Source organism: Flavobacterium sp., from assembly GCF_043756175.1.
GTDB lineage: Bacteria > Bacteroidota > Bacteroidia > Flavobacteriales > Flavobacteriaceae > Flavobacterium.
The window spans coordinates 1-18397 of sequence record NZ_JAYURN010000034.1; the positions used below are offsets into that span (position 1 = coordinate 1).

Sequence of the window (18397 nt, forward strand, 5' to 3'; positions counted from 1 at the left end):
ACCTTTTTTAGCTTCTGCATCTGTCAATTCTCTTGGAACAATGTCCAACAGTAGGACTTCTACCCCAATATTGGCAAAATGGCAAGCAATTCCTGAGCCCATAATTCCGGATCCAATCACTGCAACTTTTTTAATTGTGCGTTTCATACTTTGTTATATTTGTTTGGTATTTGAAAAGATTTCGTTCAAAAGCATCACTACTTTATATTATGCGATTTCGTTTTCTATTTTCTCTGTTAATTCGTTGACACTTGTAGGATTAAAAATATTTTTATCTATAATTAATTCATTAATGGTATCTGCCACTTCCATAAAATTTTGAAGTTGCTCTACAGATACATTATGCCTTACGGCTTCATTAAATTTTAGAACAGTATTTTTAGATAATTCTCTTTTTTCTTTTCCAAATTCGGTTAAATATATAAGAACACCTCTGCCATCATTTGGGTTTGGTTTTCGGAAAATAAGTCCTTTTTCTTCCATCGATTTTAAGGTTCTGGTAAGGCTTGTGGCTTCCATTCCCATTTTTGGACCTAGTGTTGTAGATGGTGTTCCGCCTTCTTTATCGATACTTAATAATGCGAAACCAGTTGCCATGGTACCATCGAATTTTGCAGCCTCTTCATTATACATTCTGGCAACAGCTTGCCAAGTTGCTCGAAGTACATAATCGATTGTTTTGTCTTTCATTTTATTTATTTGAAAACCAAAGATAATAAAAAATACTATGCACGCATAATAAATTTTAAATATTTTTGAAAAACATATTTAAATTAAAAAATCATCTAAAAAAATTTTCAGATGATTTTTTATTAAATTAATTTTTATGTTCTAAAACTAAAAGACAATTAAAGGGCTATAACACCAATATTTGTTGTTACTCCAACTACAACAACAATATTCAGTTGCGTGGCAGAAACTAGAGGTAATGCAGGAGTTACTGTAACGGTATATGTTCCTGCAGAAAGTCCAGAAATTTTGAATTGTCCAAGGTTGTTTACATTACTTGAGTACACAACATTTGTTGAAGAAGTAGCAGTTACCGTAGCCATTGTTCCTACAGGAGTTATGCTTCCAACAATATTTCCAGATGTTGCTGTAACGACAGTTCTTAAAACAGGTTTTAATTTATAAGTTCCATCTCCATTTTGAATTACTGAAACATTAGCATCAAAATCAATTAGAATTTGATTTTGAATATCGGCAACTAAAGTTTGATGAACTTGTAATTTTAAACCTGATTGTTCTGCACTTGGAGTACTCAATGGATAACTCACTCCGCTAACAACTACCGTATTATTAGTTCCTAGTATCAATCTAATTTGCTCGATCTTTGAGTCGGTCAATGTGCTTGTAGCAATTAAGGTACTTAAACCATTTGAAAAATCTAATAAATTGTATATTCCTGCAGTTGTATTTAACATAACTGCTTGTCCATTGCTTCCAATGACTTCTACGGCTTTTAAATCGATGTTTACTTTGTCGTATGGTCCAGGAGCATCGGTCATACTAACTCTGTATGGATAGCTATTTGAATCCGAATCTTTGTTACAAGAATTAAATGTAATTCCTAAAATAACAGTGAATAACATAAAAAATACCTTTTTCATTTCATTTCATTTTACGAGGTGAATTAATTTTCACAACTTTACAAAGGTCAATTGTTTTATAATTTTAATCGTTTCAATATATTTAAAGTATCTTGTGAAATTCACATCTAATTATATTATTATATCGTAATTGGGAAATTTATATTGTTTTTTAATAATTAGATAAAAAGTATTTTGTATAAATATAATTTCAAATATGAATTTTTAGCACAAAAAAACTCCTCTAGATTAGAGGAGTTTTAAGAATATATTTTCGTGAATTATTTCAACTTACTGAATACAAACGCGATTCATGCTCCGACACAAGCACACATCATAATAGAAATAAATACTCAAATTGCAATTATTTTATAATCTGTTGCAGCCATAGATTCGCTTCCAAAAAAACCAGTTGTTAATCCCATAAAAAACTCTATTACTTCGCCAGTTTTAAGTCCAGCGACTACAAATGAAATTGCTGTCTATTAAATTAAAATGTAGGAAATAAAAAATAATACTTTAAAACCAACTAAAGTAAACATCATTATGTTCATGGTTTCTCTGCTTGGGAAAATGTCTTTGAAAATAATTCCGTAAAAAAGCCATCCTAAGTGCCAATCTACAGTTCCTCCAACAATTCCTCAAATAATAAGATTTTTTAAATTCATGATTTAGTTTTCATTGGTCATTGTAATAAAAGTATTAAAAAATAAATCACTATTTTAAAATAATAATTAGAAATATTAACTATTGAAAATTTAAGTGTTAGTTGTTTATTTGTTATTGAAATTTCCGCTATCTACATCATGTAAAAACTTAATTACACCGGTAAAATAATTTTGCGGATCATCGTATTGAGATAGATGACTTCCATTCGGACAAAATAAAAATCTTCCGTTTTGTACTTCATTAGCAATCCATTTCATGTGTTCTGGATCCATGGTGTCATATTTTGCACCAATAGCTAAAGTTGGAATTGTTATTGATTTGAGTTTAGACTTTATATCCCAATTTTTCAGCGTTGCATTTCCTGTGATTCCAAATTCACTCGGACCTTGCATAAATACATATACATTAGGATTGATATGTTTGAATGCTCTATTGATAGATTCCGGCCATTCTTCTATAGGTTTTCTCAGAATATGTTCTGTATAATAATATTTGAATAGTAATTCAGTGTATTTTGGATTTGTATAATCTTTATTTTTTTCAAATGTTTTAATTTGATTGAAAACTTCGGGTGAAAGTTGCGGACCAAGAACTTCTTCAGCATATTTATTATATTCTGGTGCACTAGCCATCATATTTGAAATGATTAGCCCTTTTAGATTTTTTTGGTATTTCAGCGCATATTCCATAGCGAGAATTCCTCCCCATGATTGTCCTAATAAGTAAAAATTAGTATTATCTAGCTTTAATGCTTTTCTAACCTGTTCTACTTCCTCTACAAAGCGTTCATTTGTCCACAAACGATTGTCATTTGGTTGGTCGCTGTAATAAGAGCCAAGTTGGTCGTAATAAATATATTTGATACTTTGATTTGGAAAAAAACCATCAAAACTTTCGAAACATTCGTGAGTTAATCCTGGTCCGCCATGAAGTAAAAGTACTTTTATGGTTGGATTATTTCCAACGGTTTTTGTCCAAACTTTAAATGTTCCAATTGGAGTTGTAATCGGAATCATTTTTATTCCGCCAGTAAACTGATCGTCACGTTTAGAGAAATCAAGATAATTTTCTTTTACAATACTATCTTGATTCTTTTTACAATTATTGAAAAAAAAGATAATAAATATTGATAATAATAAGGTTTTTATTTTCATAATTACAAATTATCTTTTTAGTTTAGTATTTAATTGTAAATTTTCTCATATAAACCGTGGTATTTTTCTAAAACTACTTTTCGTTTAAGTTTTAATGTTGGCGTAAGATGCCCGGCAGGAATTGTCCATAAATCTGGTGTGAGCTCGAAACGTTTTATTTTTTCCCAATTTCCAAATTTCTCGTTTAATAAATCTACTTCTTGTTGAATTCGTTCGATAACTTTTGGGTTTGCAATTATTTCTTCGTTTGTATTTCCCAATTGTACATTGTGCAATACTGCCCATTCTTTTACAAAATCAAAATTGGGTTGAATAAAGGCTGCAGGCATTTTTTGACCATCTCCAATTACCATAATTTGCTCAATAAAACGGGATTGTTTCATCGTATTTTCTAGTAATTGTGGTGCAATATATTTTCCGCCTGAGGTTTTAAACATTTCTTTCTTGCGATCGGTAATTTTCAGAAACCCTTCGTTGTCGAATTCGCCAATATCACCTGTATGAAAATAGCCATCTTTTATAACTTCTTTTGTTTGCATTTCATCTTTATAATAACCCATCATTACATTTGGACCTTTGCAAAGAATCTCACCATCTTGAGCAATTTTGACTTCTACTTTATCAATTACTTTTCCTACAGTTCCTACTTTAAACCCTTTATTTCTCATGTCATTTACCGATATAACTGGGGAAGTTTCGGTTAGTCCGTAGCCTTCCATTACAGGAATTCCTGCAGCAGCAAAAATTCTAGTTAATCTTGGTTGTAATGCAGCACTTCCGGTTACCATTAGGTCTAGTTTTCCTCCTAATCCTTCTTTCCATTTGCTAAAAATTAGTTTTCTAGCAATTTTAAGTTGAAATTCATACCACCAGCCATTTGCTCCATAAGGTTCGTATTTAAGGCCTAATTCTATTGACCAAAAGAAGAGTTTCTTTTTGATGCCTGTAAGTTCAGTGCCTTTTAAATATATTTTATCATAGACTTTTTCTAAAAGTCTAGGGACAACAGACATAACTGTTGGTTGTACTTCTTTTATGTTCTCGCTAATTTTTTCGATAGATTCTCCAAAATAAATAGAAACACCATAATACTGGTATAAATACAAGATCATACGTTCGAAAATATGACAAATAGGTAAGAAACTTAATCCTTTGCTGTTAGCTGCATTAAAAGGAATTCTATTGGAACTGTCTAAAACATTGGAAACAATATTTTGATGTGAAAGCATTACTCCTTTTGGTTTCCCTGTTGTTCCGGAAGTGTATATTATAGTAGCTAAATCGGTAGTTTGAACTAAGTTTTTTCTGTCTTCAACCTCGTGTTGATTTGTTTTATCTTCACCAAGTTTAAGTAGTTCTTTCCAGTTTTTGCAATCTTCAATATCATTAAATGAGAAAACATCTATAAGATTTGGGACATTATTTTTAATCAGATTCAGTTTTCGAAGTACTTCTACATCAGAAACAAAACAGTATTTCGCTTCACAATGGTTTAAAATGTATTGATAATCATCTTCGGAAATGGTAGGATATATAGGAACATTTTGCGCTCCAGTTTGTAAAACCCCAATATCCATAATATTCCATTCGGTTCTATTATTAGTTGATATTACGGCAATTTTATCATTTTTTTGAATTCCCATTCGAAGCAATGCCCTCGAAATAGTGTTTGCTTTATCTATATATTCTTGTGTCGAAGTTTTTACCCAAACACCATCTTGCTTTGTGACCAAAGCATCGAGTAAATTTTGTTTATCTAACTGGTAATAAGGAAAGTCGAATAATCTTGTAATCTTGGTCATTCTAAATGTGGGGTTAATTTTTATGCAAATTAATAAAAATTAACAAGAATTACAATTTTTGATTATTTAAAGTCGATAGAAAGAGAATTTACACAATATCTAATCCCAGTTTTAGTTGGACCATCATCGAAAACATGACCTAAATGTCCGCCACAATTGGCACATACAATTTCGGTACGTATCATGCCATGCGTATTGTCTTTTATATATTGAACTTTTCCTGGAATTGATTCGTCGAAAGATGGCCAACCGCAATGTGCATCAAATTTCGAATTACTTTCAAATAATGGTTCTTTGCATCCACCGCAAACATAAGTTCCGTTTTTGGCATGTAAGTTATAGGTCCCAGAATGCGGATATTCTGTTTCTTTTTCTCGAAGGATTCTATATTTTTCTTCACCAAGTTCTAGCTTCCATTGGGCTTCGGTTTTTTCTATCGGATATTTCATAACTATTTTTTTGGAATAAATCTAATTGAAACCGAATTAGTACAAAAACGCTTTCCTGTTGTTTCTGCTGGTCCATCATCAAAAATATGACCTAAATGTCCACTACAATTTGCACACATTACTTCGGTTCTTTGCATACCAAAAGTTGAATCATCTTTATAAATCACACTTCCTTTGATAGCTTGATCAAACGATGGCCAACCACATTCGGAATTAAATTTTGCGTCGGAAGTAAACAAAGGATTGTTACAAGCGGCACAGGCATAATATCCTTTTTCGAAATGATTCCAATATTCTCCTGAAAAAGAAGCTTCTGTTCCTTTTTTTCTTAAAACTCGATACTGTTCTGGAGTGAGTTCGGTTTTCCATTGTGCATCAGTTTTTGAAACTTTACTTTTAGAACTTGCTTTTTCTGTTTTCTTTTCTTGACTCTGACAAGAAGTTAAACTCAAGACAAAGACTAATAAAATGAGTGTTTTTTTCATTTTTAATGTTTTAATTTTGAATAAAATCAAGTGATTTATTGATGACTTTTGTATCGCCCAGAATTTTCCTATGACCCAATCGCTGAGTAACATACATTTCTCCGTTTGGAAGGTGTTTGAAAATATTTTTTCCGCAAAAAATAGGTACCTCATAATCGTTTTCGTCGTGAATAACGAGCGTTGGTATATTTACTTGTTTTGCGGCAAGATGCGCTGCGTAATTTTCCATTGGTTCTCCAAATCTTTTTTCGAAAAGTGCACTCATTTTAGAAGCCACAATTGGTTTTAATTCTAATTTTTTTACATATTCTACAAGAATATCTTCTATTTTATCACCACTTCCAATGACTACTAATTTTTTTATTTTTAATCCTTGTTTTACCGAATTTAATAATGCCATTCCACCTAACGAATGTCCAATTGCAAACTCGAAAGAACCATACGTTTTTTCTAATTCTAATATTGAAGCAATGAATTCGGGCATCAAGGTTGTTTTTGTTCCAGATTTTCCGTGAGCTGGCGCATCAAAACTTATGGTCGAATAACCGAGCTTAATTAATTCATCAGCAAACTTAACTAATTGTGTACCACGACCAGACCAACCATGAACTAATAATACTTTTTTCGGACTATTTCCGTAATGATAAACGACTATTTTTTTGTTTATTTTTGGTATAAAAACAGTTTCTTGATCAGTGTTTTTATCCATCGCCAATTCTCTATTTGGAGTTTTGTGTTTTATTGGCATTGTAAATATTCTAGAAGCCAATTTTGTAACTAAATCGACAGAAAAAAATTGGACGGCCTTTACAGCATATAGTATGATTTTAGGTATTTGTAAATCTTTGGGTTTTTTTGTTTTCAAAATATTGAATTTAAATATAGTGCAATTTAAGATTTTATTTTTTTTGGTATAAAAATTGAATCATAAATTAATCATAAAATACTTTACAACTTTTATAATAATCATTGAAAAAAATGCCTTAATTTTACTAATTATATAAAATACGAAAAAAAAATGAAAAAAGTTTTAATAATTTCAGCAATAGGGGTGTTGGTGATAGCGTGTGCTACAAACCCATTTACAGGGAAAAGTACAATGGCTTTAGTTCCAGATAGTGAAATTTTTCCATCGGCATTTCAACAATATGGACAGTTTTTAGCCGAAAATAAAGTGCTTTCAGGAACTAAAGATGCTCAAAGAGTAGAAAATGTTGGAACTAAAATAAAAGTAGCAGCAGAAAGATGGCTAACAGCAAATGGTAAACCAACCTATTTAGCAAATTATAAATGGGAATATAAGTTGGTTGAAAGTAAAGAAGTAAACGCTTGGTGTATGCCTGGTGGGAAAATAGTAGTTTATACAGGTATTTTGCCAATTATGAAAGACGATGCAGGAATGGCAGCCGTTATGGGGCATGAAGTAGCACATGCATTAGCAAACCACGGGCAACAACGCATGAGTGCAGGAATGTTACAACAACTAGGAGGTGTTGGTGTGGCAGTCGCTACAGGAAATAAAAGTCCAGAAACACAACAATTGATTATGCAAGCTTATGGTGTGGGAAGTCAGGTAGGAGGTATGCTACCCTTTAGTCGTAGTCACGAAAGTGAAGCGGACATGATTGGTCTTACACTAATGGCAATTGCAGGTTATAATCCAGATAATGCAGTCTTAATTTGGGAACGCATGTCTGCTTTAGCAGGAGGTAGCTCACCGCCAGAAATTATGAGTACACACCCATCAAACGAAACACGTATTGCCAGTCTAAAATCATTATTGCCACAAGCAAAAGCCGAGGCGGCAAAATTTGGAGTTACATCTTTTAAGTAAAATAAAAATAAAATATTTAGAAGCCATTTCGATTGAAGTGGCTTTTTTTTTTAGTTATATTTGAAAAATATATTTCAAATCGATTAAGAATTAACAACCAAAAATACATGGAAACACTTAAAAAAGGAGATAAAAAATTATTAAATGCCTGGGCTTTTTACGATTGGGCAAACTCTGTTTATAGTTTAGTAATTGCTTCGGCGATTTTTCCTATTTTTTACGAATTAATTTTCAAAAATAGAGGGAATAATGTAGTGTATATATTTGGTAATGAAATTAAAGATACGGCAATGATAACTTTTGTTACGGCATTAGCTTTTCTAATTGTAGCTTTTATTTCGCCTTTTTTATCAGGAATAGCAGATTATATAGGAAACAAAAAAGCATTTATGAGGTTCTTTTGTTACCTCGGTGGTTTGTCTTGCATTTCGTTATATTGGTTTAATTTAGAAAACTTGTTTTTAAGTTACACAGCCTACTTATTAGGATTAATAGGCTTCTGGGCGAGTTTGGTTTTTTATAATTCCTACTTACCAGATATTGCTTATCCAGAGCAACAAGACAGAGTTAGTGCAAGAGGATTTTCGATGGGATATATAGGTAGTACTATACTATTAATTATAAATCTCGCGATGGTTATGTCTGCAACAAACGATGTGGAAAGATTAGAATGTATGAAATACTCGTTTTTAATGGTTGGTTTCTGGTGGATAGGTTTTAGTCATGTAACTTATTATTATTTACCCAAAGGAGCATCAACTGGACACAAAGTGACAAAAGCAGTTCTTTTTGATGGATTTAAAGAGTTAAAAATTGTTTGGAGTCAACTGAAGCAAAATATTCCCCTTAAGAGATATTTGCATAGCTATTTTGTTTTTATCATGGCAGTACAAACTGTAATGTTAGTAGCTACATATTTTGGAGCTACCGAAATAAATTGGACAACACCAAGCCAGAAAACTACAGGACTAATTATTAGTATATTAGTCATTCAATTGGTTGCTGTTTTAGGTGCTTTTCTAACCTCGAGAGCGTCAGGAAAATTTGGAAATATTAATACTTTGATATTTCTAAATGCATTTTGGGCGATACTTTGCGTATTTGCTTATTTTGTAATAGAACCCAATGAGTTTTATATTGTAGCTGGTTTTGTAGGATTGGTTATGGGCGGAATACAATCGTTGGCTCGTTCTACTTACTCAAAATTATTACCAGAAACGGATGATACTGCCTCGTATTTTAGTTTTTATGATGTAACTGAAAAAATAGGTATTGTTATCGGAATGTCTATTTATGGAATCATAGACCAAGTTACTGGTTCTATGAGAAATTCGATAGTATTTTTAGCTATTTTCTTTGTAATAGGAGTGATTTTACTTCTAAGAATTCCAAAAAATAATTTGTTAAGAAACAATCAATAATTAATATTATATTTGTCAAAAAATCAAAAATTAAAACCTACAAAATGAATAAATTAAAGAATATTTGGGCGTTTATATTGTTGTTTTCAGCAGTATTGTTTTTTGCTTGTACTGTAGAACCTTATGATGGACCAATGCCTACTTCTGGAGACATAGTAAATAATGGAAGTTCATCAGCTAGTGGAAGTTTTAAAGTTGATTTTGATGGTCAAACTTTTATTGCCAATACAACTCAAGCTATTGTAAATAGTTCTTATGTGGCTATAACAGGGATGAAATCTACAGGTGAGTTTTTTCAAATAACAATTCCTTCTGCAACTGTTGGGACATATACTTTATCAAGTAACCCATCTAACTTTGGTCTAATATATAGTTTAGGTTCTAGTAATATTCCTTTTTTAGCAGCATCTGATAGTTCAGGTGGTTTTGCAAGTTTCCCAAATTATACAGACACAGCTAAAATTATAATTTCAAGTATTGATACAGTAAACAAAAAGATATCTGGAACTTTCAAATTTACTGGAGTAAGATTTGCTTCTGGTTCAAGTACAACAATTGAAACAAAAGTTTTTACAAATGGGTCGTTTACAAATTTAGCTTACACATCAGATGTCGTAGCACCTGTTGGAAATACTTTTACTGCAAAAATGGATGGTGTTGATTTTGTTTCAACAAATATTACAGGAATTAAATCTAGTGGTATCATTTCTGTTATTGGAAGAAAGGGAAGTGTAGAAAATATAGGATTAGCATTCCCTGATAATACTACTGCTGGTACAATTTATAATATTTCGCCATTTGGTTCGGAAAGAATTCAATATATTTCAGATGGTACAACTTCAGGTATATTTGGAGGAACTGGAACCATAACGATTATTTCTCATGATGTTGCTGCAAAGAGAATAAAAGGAACATTCAGCGCTAGTGTAAGTACTTTATTGCCTCCAATAGTTAGTCATAACATAACAGTTGGAACTTTTGATGTTACTTATCTTTAAATTATGTTTTTAAATTAAATATACAATCCCGAATTACTTCGGGATTTTTTTATGGCACAATCCTTGACTTGTTAATGTGAAATTACATTAAATAATTCTCTTATTATTTGATTTTCAATCTTATAATTGTTTTGAAAGTATTAATTTTACATTTCAAGCAAGCATGTTTAATGACAAAATGACCTAAATACAATATGTCTCAACAAAAAATAATTACCATTGACAATTTGTCACTACAAGAATTTGATTCCGAAGCCGATTTAATTCCACTTCTTACACCAGAAGACGAGGAAGAAATGAATAACGAAGAATTACCATCAGAATTGTTAATCCTTCCACTAAGAAACACTGTACTTTTTCCAGGTGTTGTAATCCCTATTACCGCTGGAAGAGATAAATCTATTAAGTTGATTAATGATGCGAATGCTTCCGATAAAATAATTGGAGTCGTATCGCAAAAAAATGAGGAAGACGAAGATCCTACCGAAAACGATATTAATAAAATAGGTACAGTTGCTAAAATTCTTCGTGTTTTAAAAATGCCTGACGGAAATGTAACTGTAATTCTACAAGGAAAAAAACGTTTCGAAATAGATAAAGTAACGGCTACTGAGCCTTACATGAAAGCTTCGATAAAAGAAGTTAAAGAAGAAAGACCAGCTAAAAAAGACAAAGAATTTTCGGCTATCATCGAATCTGTTCGTGATTTAGCAATTCAGATTATTACCGAAAGTCCAAATATTCCTACCGAAGCTACTTTTGCAATCAAAAATATTGAAAGTAACTCATTTCTGGTAAATTTTGTATCTTCAAACATGAATCTTACGGTTACCGAAAAACAAGATTTATTAGAAATAAACAAACTTAAAGAAAGGGCTTTAGCTACTTTAAAATTTATGAATTTAGAGTTTCAGAAATTGGAACTTAAAAATGACATACAATCTAAAGTTCGTTTTGATTTAGACCAACAGCAACGTGAATATTTCTTGCACCAACAAATGAAAACCATTCAAGAAGAATTGGGAGGAGTTTCGCAAGAAGAAGAAATAGAGGAGTTACGTGCAAAATCTAAAACTAAGATTTGGGACGAAAAAACGCAAAAGCATTTTGATAAAGAATTATCAAAAATGCAACGTTCTAATCCACAATCGCCAGATTTTGGTATCCAAAGAAATTACTTAGAATTGTTTTTAGATTTGCCTTGGGGGAAATATTCTAAAGATAAATTCGATTTAAAAAAAGCAGAAAAAATCCTTGACAGAGATCATTTTGGTTTAGAAGATGTCAAAAAAAGAATGATAGAGCATCTTGCAGTTCTAAAATTGCGAAATGATATGAAATCGCCAATTCTTTGTCTTACAGGACCTCCAGGAGTTGGAAAAACATCAATAGGAAAATCTATTGCAGAAGCTTTAGGAAGAGAATATGTGCGAGTTTCTTTAGGAGGTTTGCGTGATGAAGCTGAAATTCGCGGACATCGTAAAACTTATATTGGTGCCATGCCTGGAAGAATTCTTCAAAGTTTAAAAAAGGCAGGAACATCGAACCCAGTTTTTGTTTTAGATGAAATAGATAAATTGTCAACGAGTAATCAAGGTGATCCATCATCGGCATTATTAGAAGTTTTAGATCCTGAACAAAATGGTGAATTCTATGATAATTTCCTAGAAATGGGTTACGATTTGTCGAAAGTCATGTTTATCGCCACTTCAAATAATATGGCAACCATTCAGCCTGCGTTGAAAGACCGTATGGAAATCATCAAAATGTCTGGTTATACGATTGAAGAAAAAGTCGAAATTGCCAAACAACATTTGTTTCCAAAACAATTAGCAGTTCATGGTTTAACATCGAAGCATTTACAAATTGGTAAAAAACAATTAGAAAAAATAGTAGAAGGTTACACACGTGAATCGGGTGTACGTGGACTAGAAAATAAAATTGCACAAGTGATCCGAAATGCAGCCAAATGTGTGGCTATGGAAGAAGAGTACAACATAAAAGTGACTGATGAAGATATTATCAAAATTCTTGGAGTTCCTAGATTAGAAAGAGACAAATCAGAAAATAACGATGTAGCAGGAGTGGTTACAGGATTGGCTTGGACATCAGTTGGGGGTGATATTTTATTTATAGAATCCTTAATTTCTCCAGGAAAAGGAACCATGACAATTACTGGAAATTTAGGAACAGTAATGAAAGAATCGGCTACTATTGCTTTAGAATATATTAAAGCCAATGCCGATTTATTGGGATTAAATTCTGAAATGCTAGCAAAATACAACATTCACTTACACGTTCCAGAAGGCGCAACGCCAAAAGACGGACCAAGTGCTGGAATTGCAATGCTAACATCTTTAGTTTCAGTATTTACTCAGAAAAAAATTAAGAAAAGTTTAGCTATGACTGGCGAAATCACTTTGCGTGGAAAAGTATTACCAGTTGGTGGAATTAAAGAAAAAATCCTAGCTGCAAAACGCGCCAATATCAAAGAAATTATCTTGTGTCACGAAAACAAAAGCGATATCGACGAAATAAAAGCAGAATATCTTACAGGTTTAACCTTTCATTATGTCAAAGAAATGCACGAAGTTTTGGCGATTGCGATTACTAAGGATAAGGTAAAAAACGCTAAAACATTATAAATTATAAACGGTTAAATTTTTTAACCGTTTTTTTTATAAAAAAATAATATCTTCGCTTCTGCGTTATATAGTTTTCAAACGCCAAAAATAAATGCAAAAAAAACACCTAATTCTCTTATTATTTACAATCTATACTTCGACTTATAGTCAAATAGGAGGGCAAGGCGTATATCAGTTTTTAAACCTAATTTCCTCTCCAAGACAAGCCGCATTGGGAGGAAAAACGATTACAAATTACGATTACGACGTCAACCAACCCTTGTTTAATCCAGCAAGTATAAATACCGAAATGGACGGACGTTTAGCCGTAAATTACGGAAACTATTTTGGAGATGTAACATACGGAACAGGAGCTTTTGCTTATACTTACGATCGACATGTACAAACATTACACGGCGGAATTACCTACATAAATTACGGGAAATTTGATGGTCGAGACGAGTTTGGAGCAGAAACAGGTCAGTTTACAGGAAGTGAAATTGCACTATCGTTAGGTTACGCTTATAATGTACCTTTTACAAAATTATATTTAGGAGGAAATGCAAAATTTATCTCCTCAACACTCGAAAGTTATAACTCATTTGGAGTCGCCGCCGATTTGGCTGCCACGTATGTCGATGACAAAAACGACATAAATTACGGACTCGTAGTTCGAAATTTTGGAACACAAATTACAACCTATAATGGTACAAACGAAAAATTACCGTTCGAAGTCATAGCAGGAATATCACAAGAATTAGAAAACGTACCCATTCGCTGGCATCTAACACTAGAAAACTTGCAAAAATGGAAAGTATCCTTTGCCAATCCAGCCAGAAGCCAACAAACTATCGATGGAGAAGCTATCGAAGAAAAAGTAGGATTCCTAGGAAACACATTCAGGCACGTTATTTTTGGCGCCGAAATTTTTCCAAAAAGAGCCTTTAGTTTACGATTAAGTTATAATTTCCGTCGTGCTGCCGAACTCAAAATTTTGGAACAACGAACTTTCGCAGGAATATCAGCAGGTTTCGGAATCCGATTCCGAAAATTCCGCTTCGACTATTCATACTCAAGATACACCTTAGCCGCAAATACTAGTTTATTCGGACTAACAATCAATTTGTATAACAACGAAAAATAATTTTTTTTTGAAGCAGAAGCCATAAGATATTTAGGAAACAGTAATCCTGCTGTACGTTCCAATCTTTTAAAAATAATTTTGTCATACTGAGCTTGTCGAAGTGCAAAATTATTTTAAAAGGATTTCCACTTCCATCAGGGCTAAATACAAACTTTGCAACTGCTATTAAACATTTTAAAAAATTGAAAAAAATAACCATTGCCATCGACGGATTTTCCTCAACAGGAAAAAGTACATTAGCCAAACAGTTAGCCAAACAATTGGGTTATATATATGTAGATACTGGCGCCATGTATCGTGCTGTAACCTATTATGCAATGCAAAATAATTATATCAATCACGAGGAGTTTAAGCAACAATCATTAATAAACGATTTGCCAAAAATTAAACTTACTTTTAATTTTAATCCAAATTTAGGTTTTGCCGAAATGTACCTAAACGACATTAATGTCGAAAATGAAATTCGCACTATCGAAGTGTCTAGTTTTGTAAGTAAAGTAGCTGAGGTATCACAAGTTAGAGCCAAACTAGTCGAACAACAACAAGAAATGGGCAAAAACAAAGGAATCGTGATGGACGGTCGTGATATAGGAACTGTAGTTTTTCCAGATGCAGAACTCAAAATATTCATGACAGCCAGCGCACAAACTCGTGCCCAACGCCGTTATGACGAAATGACTGAAAAAGGACAATCCGTTTCCTATGAAACTGTGTTAGAAAACGTGCAAGAACGAGATTTTATAGACACCCATCGTGAGGATTCCCCACTTGTACAAGCCGATGATGCTATCGAAATAGACAATTCTCACTTGTCTAGAGAAGAACAATTTCAGGTTGTTCTTGATTTGGTTAATAATATTTAGGAAAATTTATTTGTAAAGTTATTTTTTATGTTAGTTTTACGTTTCTAAAAAAAACACCTAACCGAAATTAAAAACTAAAAAATGAACATAAAAAATAGATTAACAATTATGAGCTTTCTCCAGTTTTTTGTATGGGGAGCTTGGTTAATTACAGTTGGAAATTATTGGTTCGCAACAAAACAATGGAGCGGAGCAGAGTTTGGAGCTATATTTTCTACATTAGGACTTTCTTCTATACTTATGCCGGCATTAACAGGTATTATAGCTGACAAATGGATTAATGCAGAAAAATTATACGGAATACTTCATATTTTAGGAGGTTTTGCGATTGCTTATTTACCTCAAGTTGACAATCCAACAGGTTTTTATTGGGTTATTTTCGCTGCCATGATGTGTTATATGCCAACAATTTCATTATCAAATTCGGTAGCATACAATATTCTTAAGGACAATGACTATGACGTTGTAAAAGTTTTTCCACCTATTAGAGTTTGGGGAACAATAGGCTTTATTGCTGCTATGTGGTTAACAAATTTATCTGGAAATAAAGCGTCTGTAAATATGTTTTATATTTCTGCTTTTGCTGCAATAGTTTTAGGAATCTATTCATTTACATTGCCTAAATGTCCACCGCAAAAATTAATCTCTGAAAGCGATTCATTTCTTAAAAAATTGGGATTAGATGCATTCAAGTTATTTGGAACATACAAAATGGCATTATTTTTTATTTTCTCTATGTTTTTAGGTGGTGCTTTGCAACTAACAAATATGTATGGAGATACTTATTTGTCTGAATTTTCTAAAGTTCCTCAATACGCAGATTCGTTTGTAGTTAAATATTCGACAATAATTATGTCTATTTCACAAATATCAGAAACCTTATTTATTCTTGCCATTCCGTTTTTCTTAAAGCGTTTTGGTATCAAGCAAGTGATGCTAATTAGTATGTTGGCTTGGGTTTTACGATTCGGATTGTTTGCATATGGAAATCCGACTGATGGTTTGTGGATGATTATTATGTCTTGTGTCGTTTACGGAATGGCATTCGATTTCTTTAATATTTCGGGTTCATTATTTGTAGAGACCACAACCGATTCTAAAATGCGTTCTTCTGCTCAAGGATTGTTTATGATGATGTCTAACGGTTTTGGTGCTTTTTTTGGCGGAATAATTAGCGGATTTATAATTGATAAATACTTCACAATAGATGGGCAAAGAGATTGGCATAACATCTGGTTGGCTTTTGCAGGATACGCTCTTGTAGTTGCTATATTATTTGCAGTTTTATTTAAGCACAAACACGATCCAAAAGATGTGGAGAGTGTAACGCATTAAGAAAACAATATAAAATTTTTAAGAAACGTGATAGGCTTATAATCTATTGCGTTTTTTTGTGGTTTCCCACCTGCGCGAGAAAGATAAAAGGGTATAATTTTTTTATTGTTTTTTGGCATCACGAAGTTAACATTAAAGTTTCTTTGGGACTGTCTTTCCCGCGCAGGCGGGAAACTATTTGCTATTTTAGAATTTTTTTTGTTTCATAAAAAACACTCACAATCTTTATAGCCCCGATAAAGCCAAATATCCTTTTTGTTTTGTACTTCGACAAGCTCAGTATGACAAAACAAAAAGATATGGGCGAAAGCGGGAGAATGTTTCCTAAAAAACGAACTGTTTCTTGCTTCTGACTTCGACTTCGCTCAGTCTGACAATTTTGTGCTGATCTATTTGCAGTTACAAAAAAAAAGCATTACTTTTGCAGTCCAAAATGTAGAGTAGAGTTTCGTTTGGAAATTAAATAATTTATGTAAAACACTTTTGTTTTTCTATTGCGTAAAGAAACTCACGAAAAACAGAATACAAATTTTTATCAGCATGTCTGAAACATTAAAATCACAAGAACAGTTTTTAGCAGATTTTAACTGGCACAATTATTCTGAAGGAATAGATCCAGTTGATGCAGCAAACTTAAGAGAATTCGAAGAATTAGTAGCAAAAACATTTATCGCAACTGACCAAGAGGAAGTTGTAGATGGAGTAGTTGTTAGAATTACTGACAGAGACGTTATCGTTGATATCAACGCTAAATCTGAAGGTGTTATTTCTTTGAACGAATTCCGTTACAATCCATCACTTAAAGTAGGTGATAAAGTTGAAGTTTTAATCGACATTCGTGAAGACAAAACAGGACAACTTGTTTTATCTCACAGAAAAGCTCGTACTATCAAAGCATGGGATAGAGTTATTTCTGCAAATGAAACTGGAGAAATTGTAAACGGTTTTGTAAAATGTAGAACTAAAGGTGGTATGATCGTTGACGTTTTTGGTATTGAAGCTTTCTTACCAGGATCTCAAATCGATGTGAAACCAATTAGAGATTACGATCAGTATGTAAACAAAATGATGGAATTTAAAGTTGTGAAAATCAACCACGAATTCAAGAATGTTGTTGTATCTCATAAAGCGCTTATTGAAGCGGATATCGAAGTTCAGAAAAAAGAAATCATCGGTCAATTACAAAAAGGACAAGTATTAGAAGGTGTTGTTAAAAACATTACTTCTTATGGTGTGTTTATTGATTTAGGTGGAGTTGATGGATTAATTCACATTACTGACCTTTCTTGGTCTAGAATTAATCACCCAAGTGAAGTTCTTGAATTAGATCAAAAATTAAACGTTGTAATCCTTGATTTCGATGATGAGAAAACAAGAATTCAATTAGGATTAAAACAATTAAACGCTCATCCTTGGGATGCTCTAGATGCTAACTTAGCAATTGGAGACAAAGTAAAAGGTAAAGTAGTTGTAATCGCTGATTACGGTGCATTTATCGAAGTTGCTGAAGGTGTTGAAGGTTTAATTCACGTTTCTGAAATGTCTTGGTCTACGCACTTGCGTTCTGCTCAAGATTTCGTAAAAGTAGGTGATATCGTTGAAGGTGTTATCTTAACTTTAGACAGAAGCGAACGTAAAATGTCTCTTGGTATCAAGCAAATGACGCAAGATCCATGGACTGATATTACTTCTAAATTCCCAGTAGGTTCTAAACATACAGGTACTGTTAGAAACTTTACAAACTTCGGTATTTTCGTAGAATTGGAAGAAGGAATCGACGGATTGGTTTATATCTCAGATTTATCTTGGACTAAAAAAATCAAGCATCCATCAGAATTTATCACTGTAGGTGAAAAATTAGACATCGTAGTTCTTGAACTAGATGTAGATGCTCGTAAACTATCTTTAGGTCACAAACAAACTACTGCTAATCCTTGGGACAAACATGAAGCTGCTTTTGCTGTTGGAACTATCCATAACGGTGAAATCGCTGAAATCGTTGAAAAAGGTGCTACTGTAGATTTTGGAGA

At 32.7% G+C, this 18397-nt stretch carries 16 protein-coding genes; 8 read left to right on the forward strand and 8 right to left on the reverse strand.

From position 1 onward, the window contains the following. The 8 genes from ACH2BP_RS01900 to ACH2BP_RS01935 all read right to left on the reverse strand — a co-directional run. A partial coding sequence (locus ACH2BP_RS01900) for a 3-hydroxyacyl-CoA dehydrogenase NAD-binding domain-containing protein (protein WP_395056502.1) occupies positions 1-147 on the reverse strand: 147 nt, incomplete at its 3' end. A 60-nt stretch (positions 148-207) separates the two neighbouring features. After that, entirely contained in the window at positions 208-690 is a 483-nt protein-coding gene (locus ACH2BP_RS01905; RefSeq protein WP_395056472.1) for a MarR family winged helix-turn-helix transcriptional regulator, read from the reverse strand. 158 nt (positions 691-848) lie between these two features. Then, the gene (locus ACH2BP_RS01910) at positions 849-1610 is read right to left on the reverse strand and encodes a DUF4382 domain-containing protein (RefSeq protein WP_395056474.1); all 762 of its coding nucleotides are present in this window, start codon (positions 1608-1610) and stop codon (positions 849-851) included. 752 nt (positions 1611-2362) lie between these two features. Further along, positions 2363-3412 (reverse strand): proline iminopeptidase-family hydrolase, encoded by a 1050-nt coding sequence (locus tag ACH2BP_RS01915; protein ID WP_395056476.1) that lies wholly within the window; start codon positions 3410-3412, stop codon positions 2363-2365. 29 nt (positions 3413-3441) lie between these two features. Continuing rightward, the gene (locus ACH2BP_RS01920; RefSeq protein ID WP_395056478.1) at positions 3442-5214 is read right to left on the reverse strand and encodes an AMP-dependent synthetase/ligase; all 1773 of its coding nucleotides are present in this window, start codon (positions 5212-5214) and stop codon (positions 3442-3444) included. Between the two features lie 62 nt (positions 5215-5276). After that, complete coding sequence (gene msrB, locus ACH2BP_RS01925) at positions 5277-5663, reverse strand: peptide-methionine (R)-S-oxide reductase MsrB (protein ID WP_395056480.1); 387 nt, start codon at positions 5661-5663, stop codon at positions 5277-5279. A gap of 2 nt (positions 5664-5665) precedes the next feature. Then, on the reverse strand, positions 5666-6148 hold the full coding sequence (gene msrB / locus ACH2BP_RS01930; RefSeq protein WP_395056482.1) for a peptide-methionine (R)-S-oxide reductase MsrB: 483 nt from the start codon (positions 6146-6148) through the stop codon (positions 5666-5668). 10 nt (positions 6149-6158) lie between these two features. Beyond that, positions 6159-7013 carry an alpha/beta fold hydrolase gene (locus ACH2BP_RS01935; RefSeq protein ID WP_395056484.1) on the reverse strand — a complete coding sequence of 285 codons (855 nt, stop codon included), beginning with the start codon at positions 7011-7013 and terminating at the stop codon, positions 6159-6161. 153 nt (positions 7014-7166) lie between these two features. Here ACH2BP_RS01935 and ACH2BP_RS01940 point away from each other — a divergent pair, with 153 nt between their 5' ends. The 8 genes from ACH2BP_RS01940 to rpsA form a co-directional block, all read left to right on the forward strand. Next, positions 7167-7982, forward strand: coding sequence for a M48 family metallopeptidase (locus tag ACH2BP_RS01940; RefSeq protein ID WP_395056486.1), 816 nt, complete (start codon positions 7167-7169; stop codon positions 7980-7982). A gap of 107 nt (positions 7983-8089) precedes the next feature. Next, positions 8090-9403 (forward strand): MFS transporter, encoded by a 1314-nt coding sequence (locus tag ACH2BP_RS01945; protein WP_395056488.1) that lies wholly within the window; start codon positions 8090-8092, stop codon positions 9401-9403. Positions 9404-9447: 44 nt separating this feature from the next. Next, a complete protein-coding gene (locus tag ACH2BP_RS01950; protein WP_395056490.1) occupies positions 9448-10401 on the forward strand; it encodes a DUF6252 family protein in 954 nt (317 codons plus the stop codon). Positions 10402-10595: 194 nt separating this feature from the next. Continuing rightward, positions 10596-13046 (forward strand): endopeptidase La, encoded by a 2451-nt coding sequence (lon, locus tag ACH2BP_RS01955; RefSeq protein ID WP_395056492.1) that lies wholly within the window; start codon positions 10596-10598, stop codon positions 13044-13046. A gap of 91 nt (positions 13047-13137) precedes the next feature. Beyond that, positions 13138-14169 carry a type IX secretion system protein PorQ gene (gene porQ / locus ACH2BP_RS01960; RefSeq protein ID WP_395056494.1) on the forward strand — a complete coding sequence of 344 codons (1032 nt, stop codon included), beginning with the start codon at positions 13138-13140 and terminating at the stop codon, positions 14167-14169. 182 nt (positions 14170-14351) lie between these two features. Beyond that, on the forward strand, positions 14352-15032 hold the full coding sequence (gene cmk, locus ACH2BP_RS01965) for a (d)CMP kinase (RefSeq protein WP_395056496.1): 681 nt from the start codon (positions 14352-14354) through the stop codon (positions 15030-15032). Positions 15033-15113: 81 nt separating this feature from the next. Next, on the forward strand, positions 15114-16367 hold the full coding sequence (locus tag ACH2BP_RS01970) for a nucleoside permease (RefSeq protein WP_395056498.1): 1254 nt from the start codon (positions 15114-15116) through the stop codon (positions 16365-16367). A 540-nt stretch (positions 16368-16907) separates the two neighbouring features. After that, on the forward strand, positions 16908-18397 hold a 1490-nt coding region (gene rpsA / locus ACH2BP_RS01975), incomplete at its 3' end, for a 30S ribosomal protein S1 (RefSeq protein ID WP_395056500.1).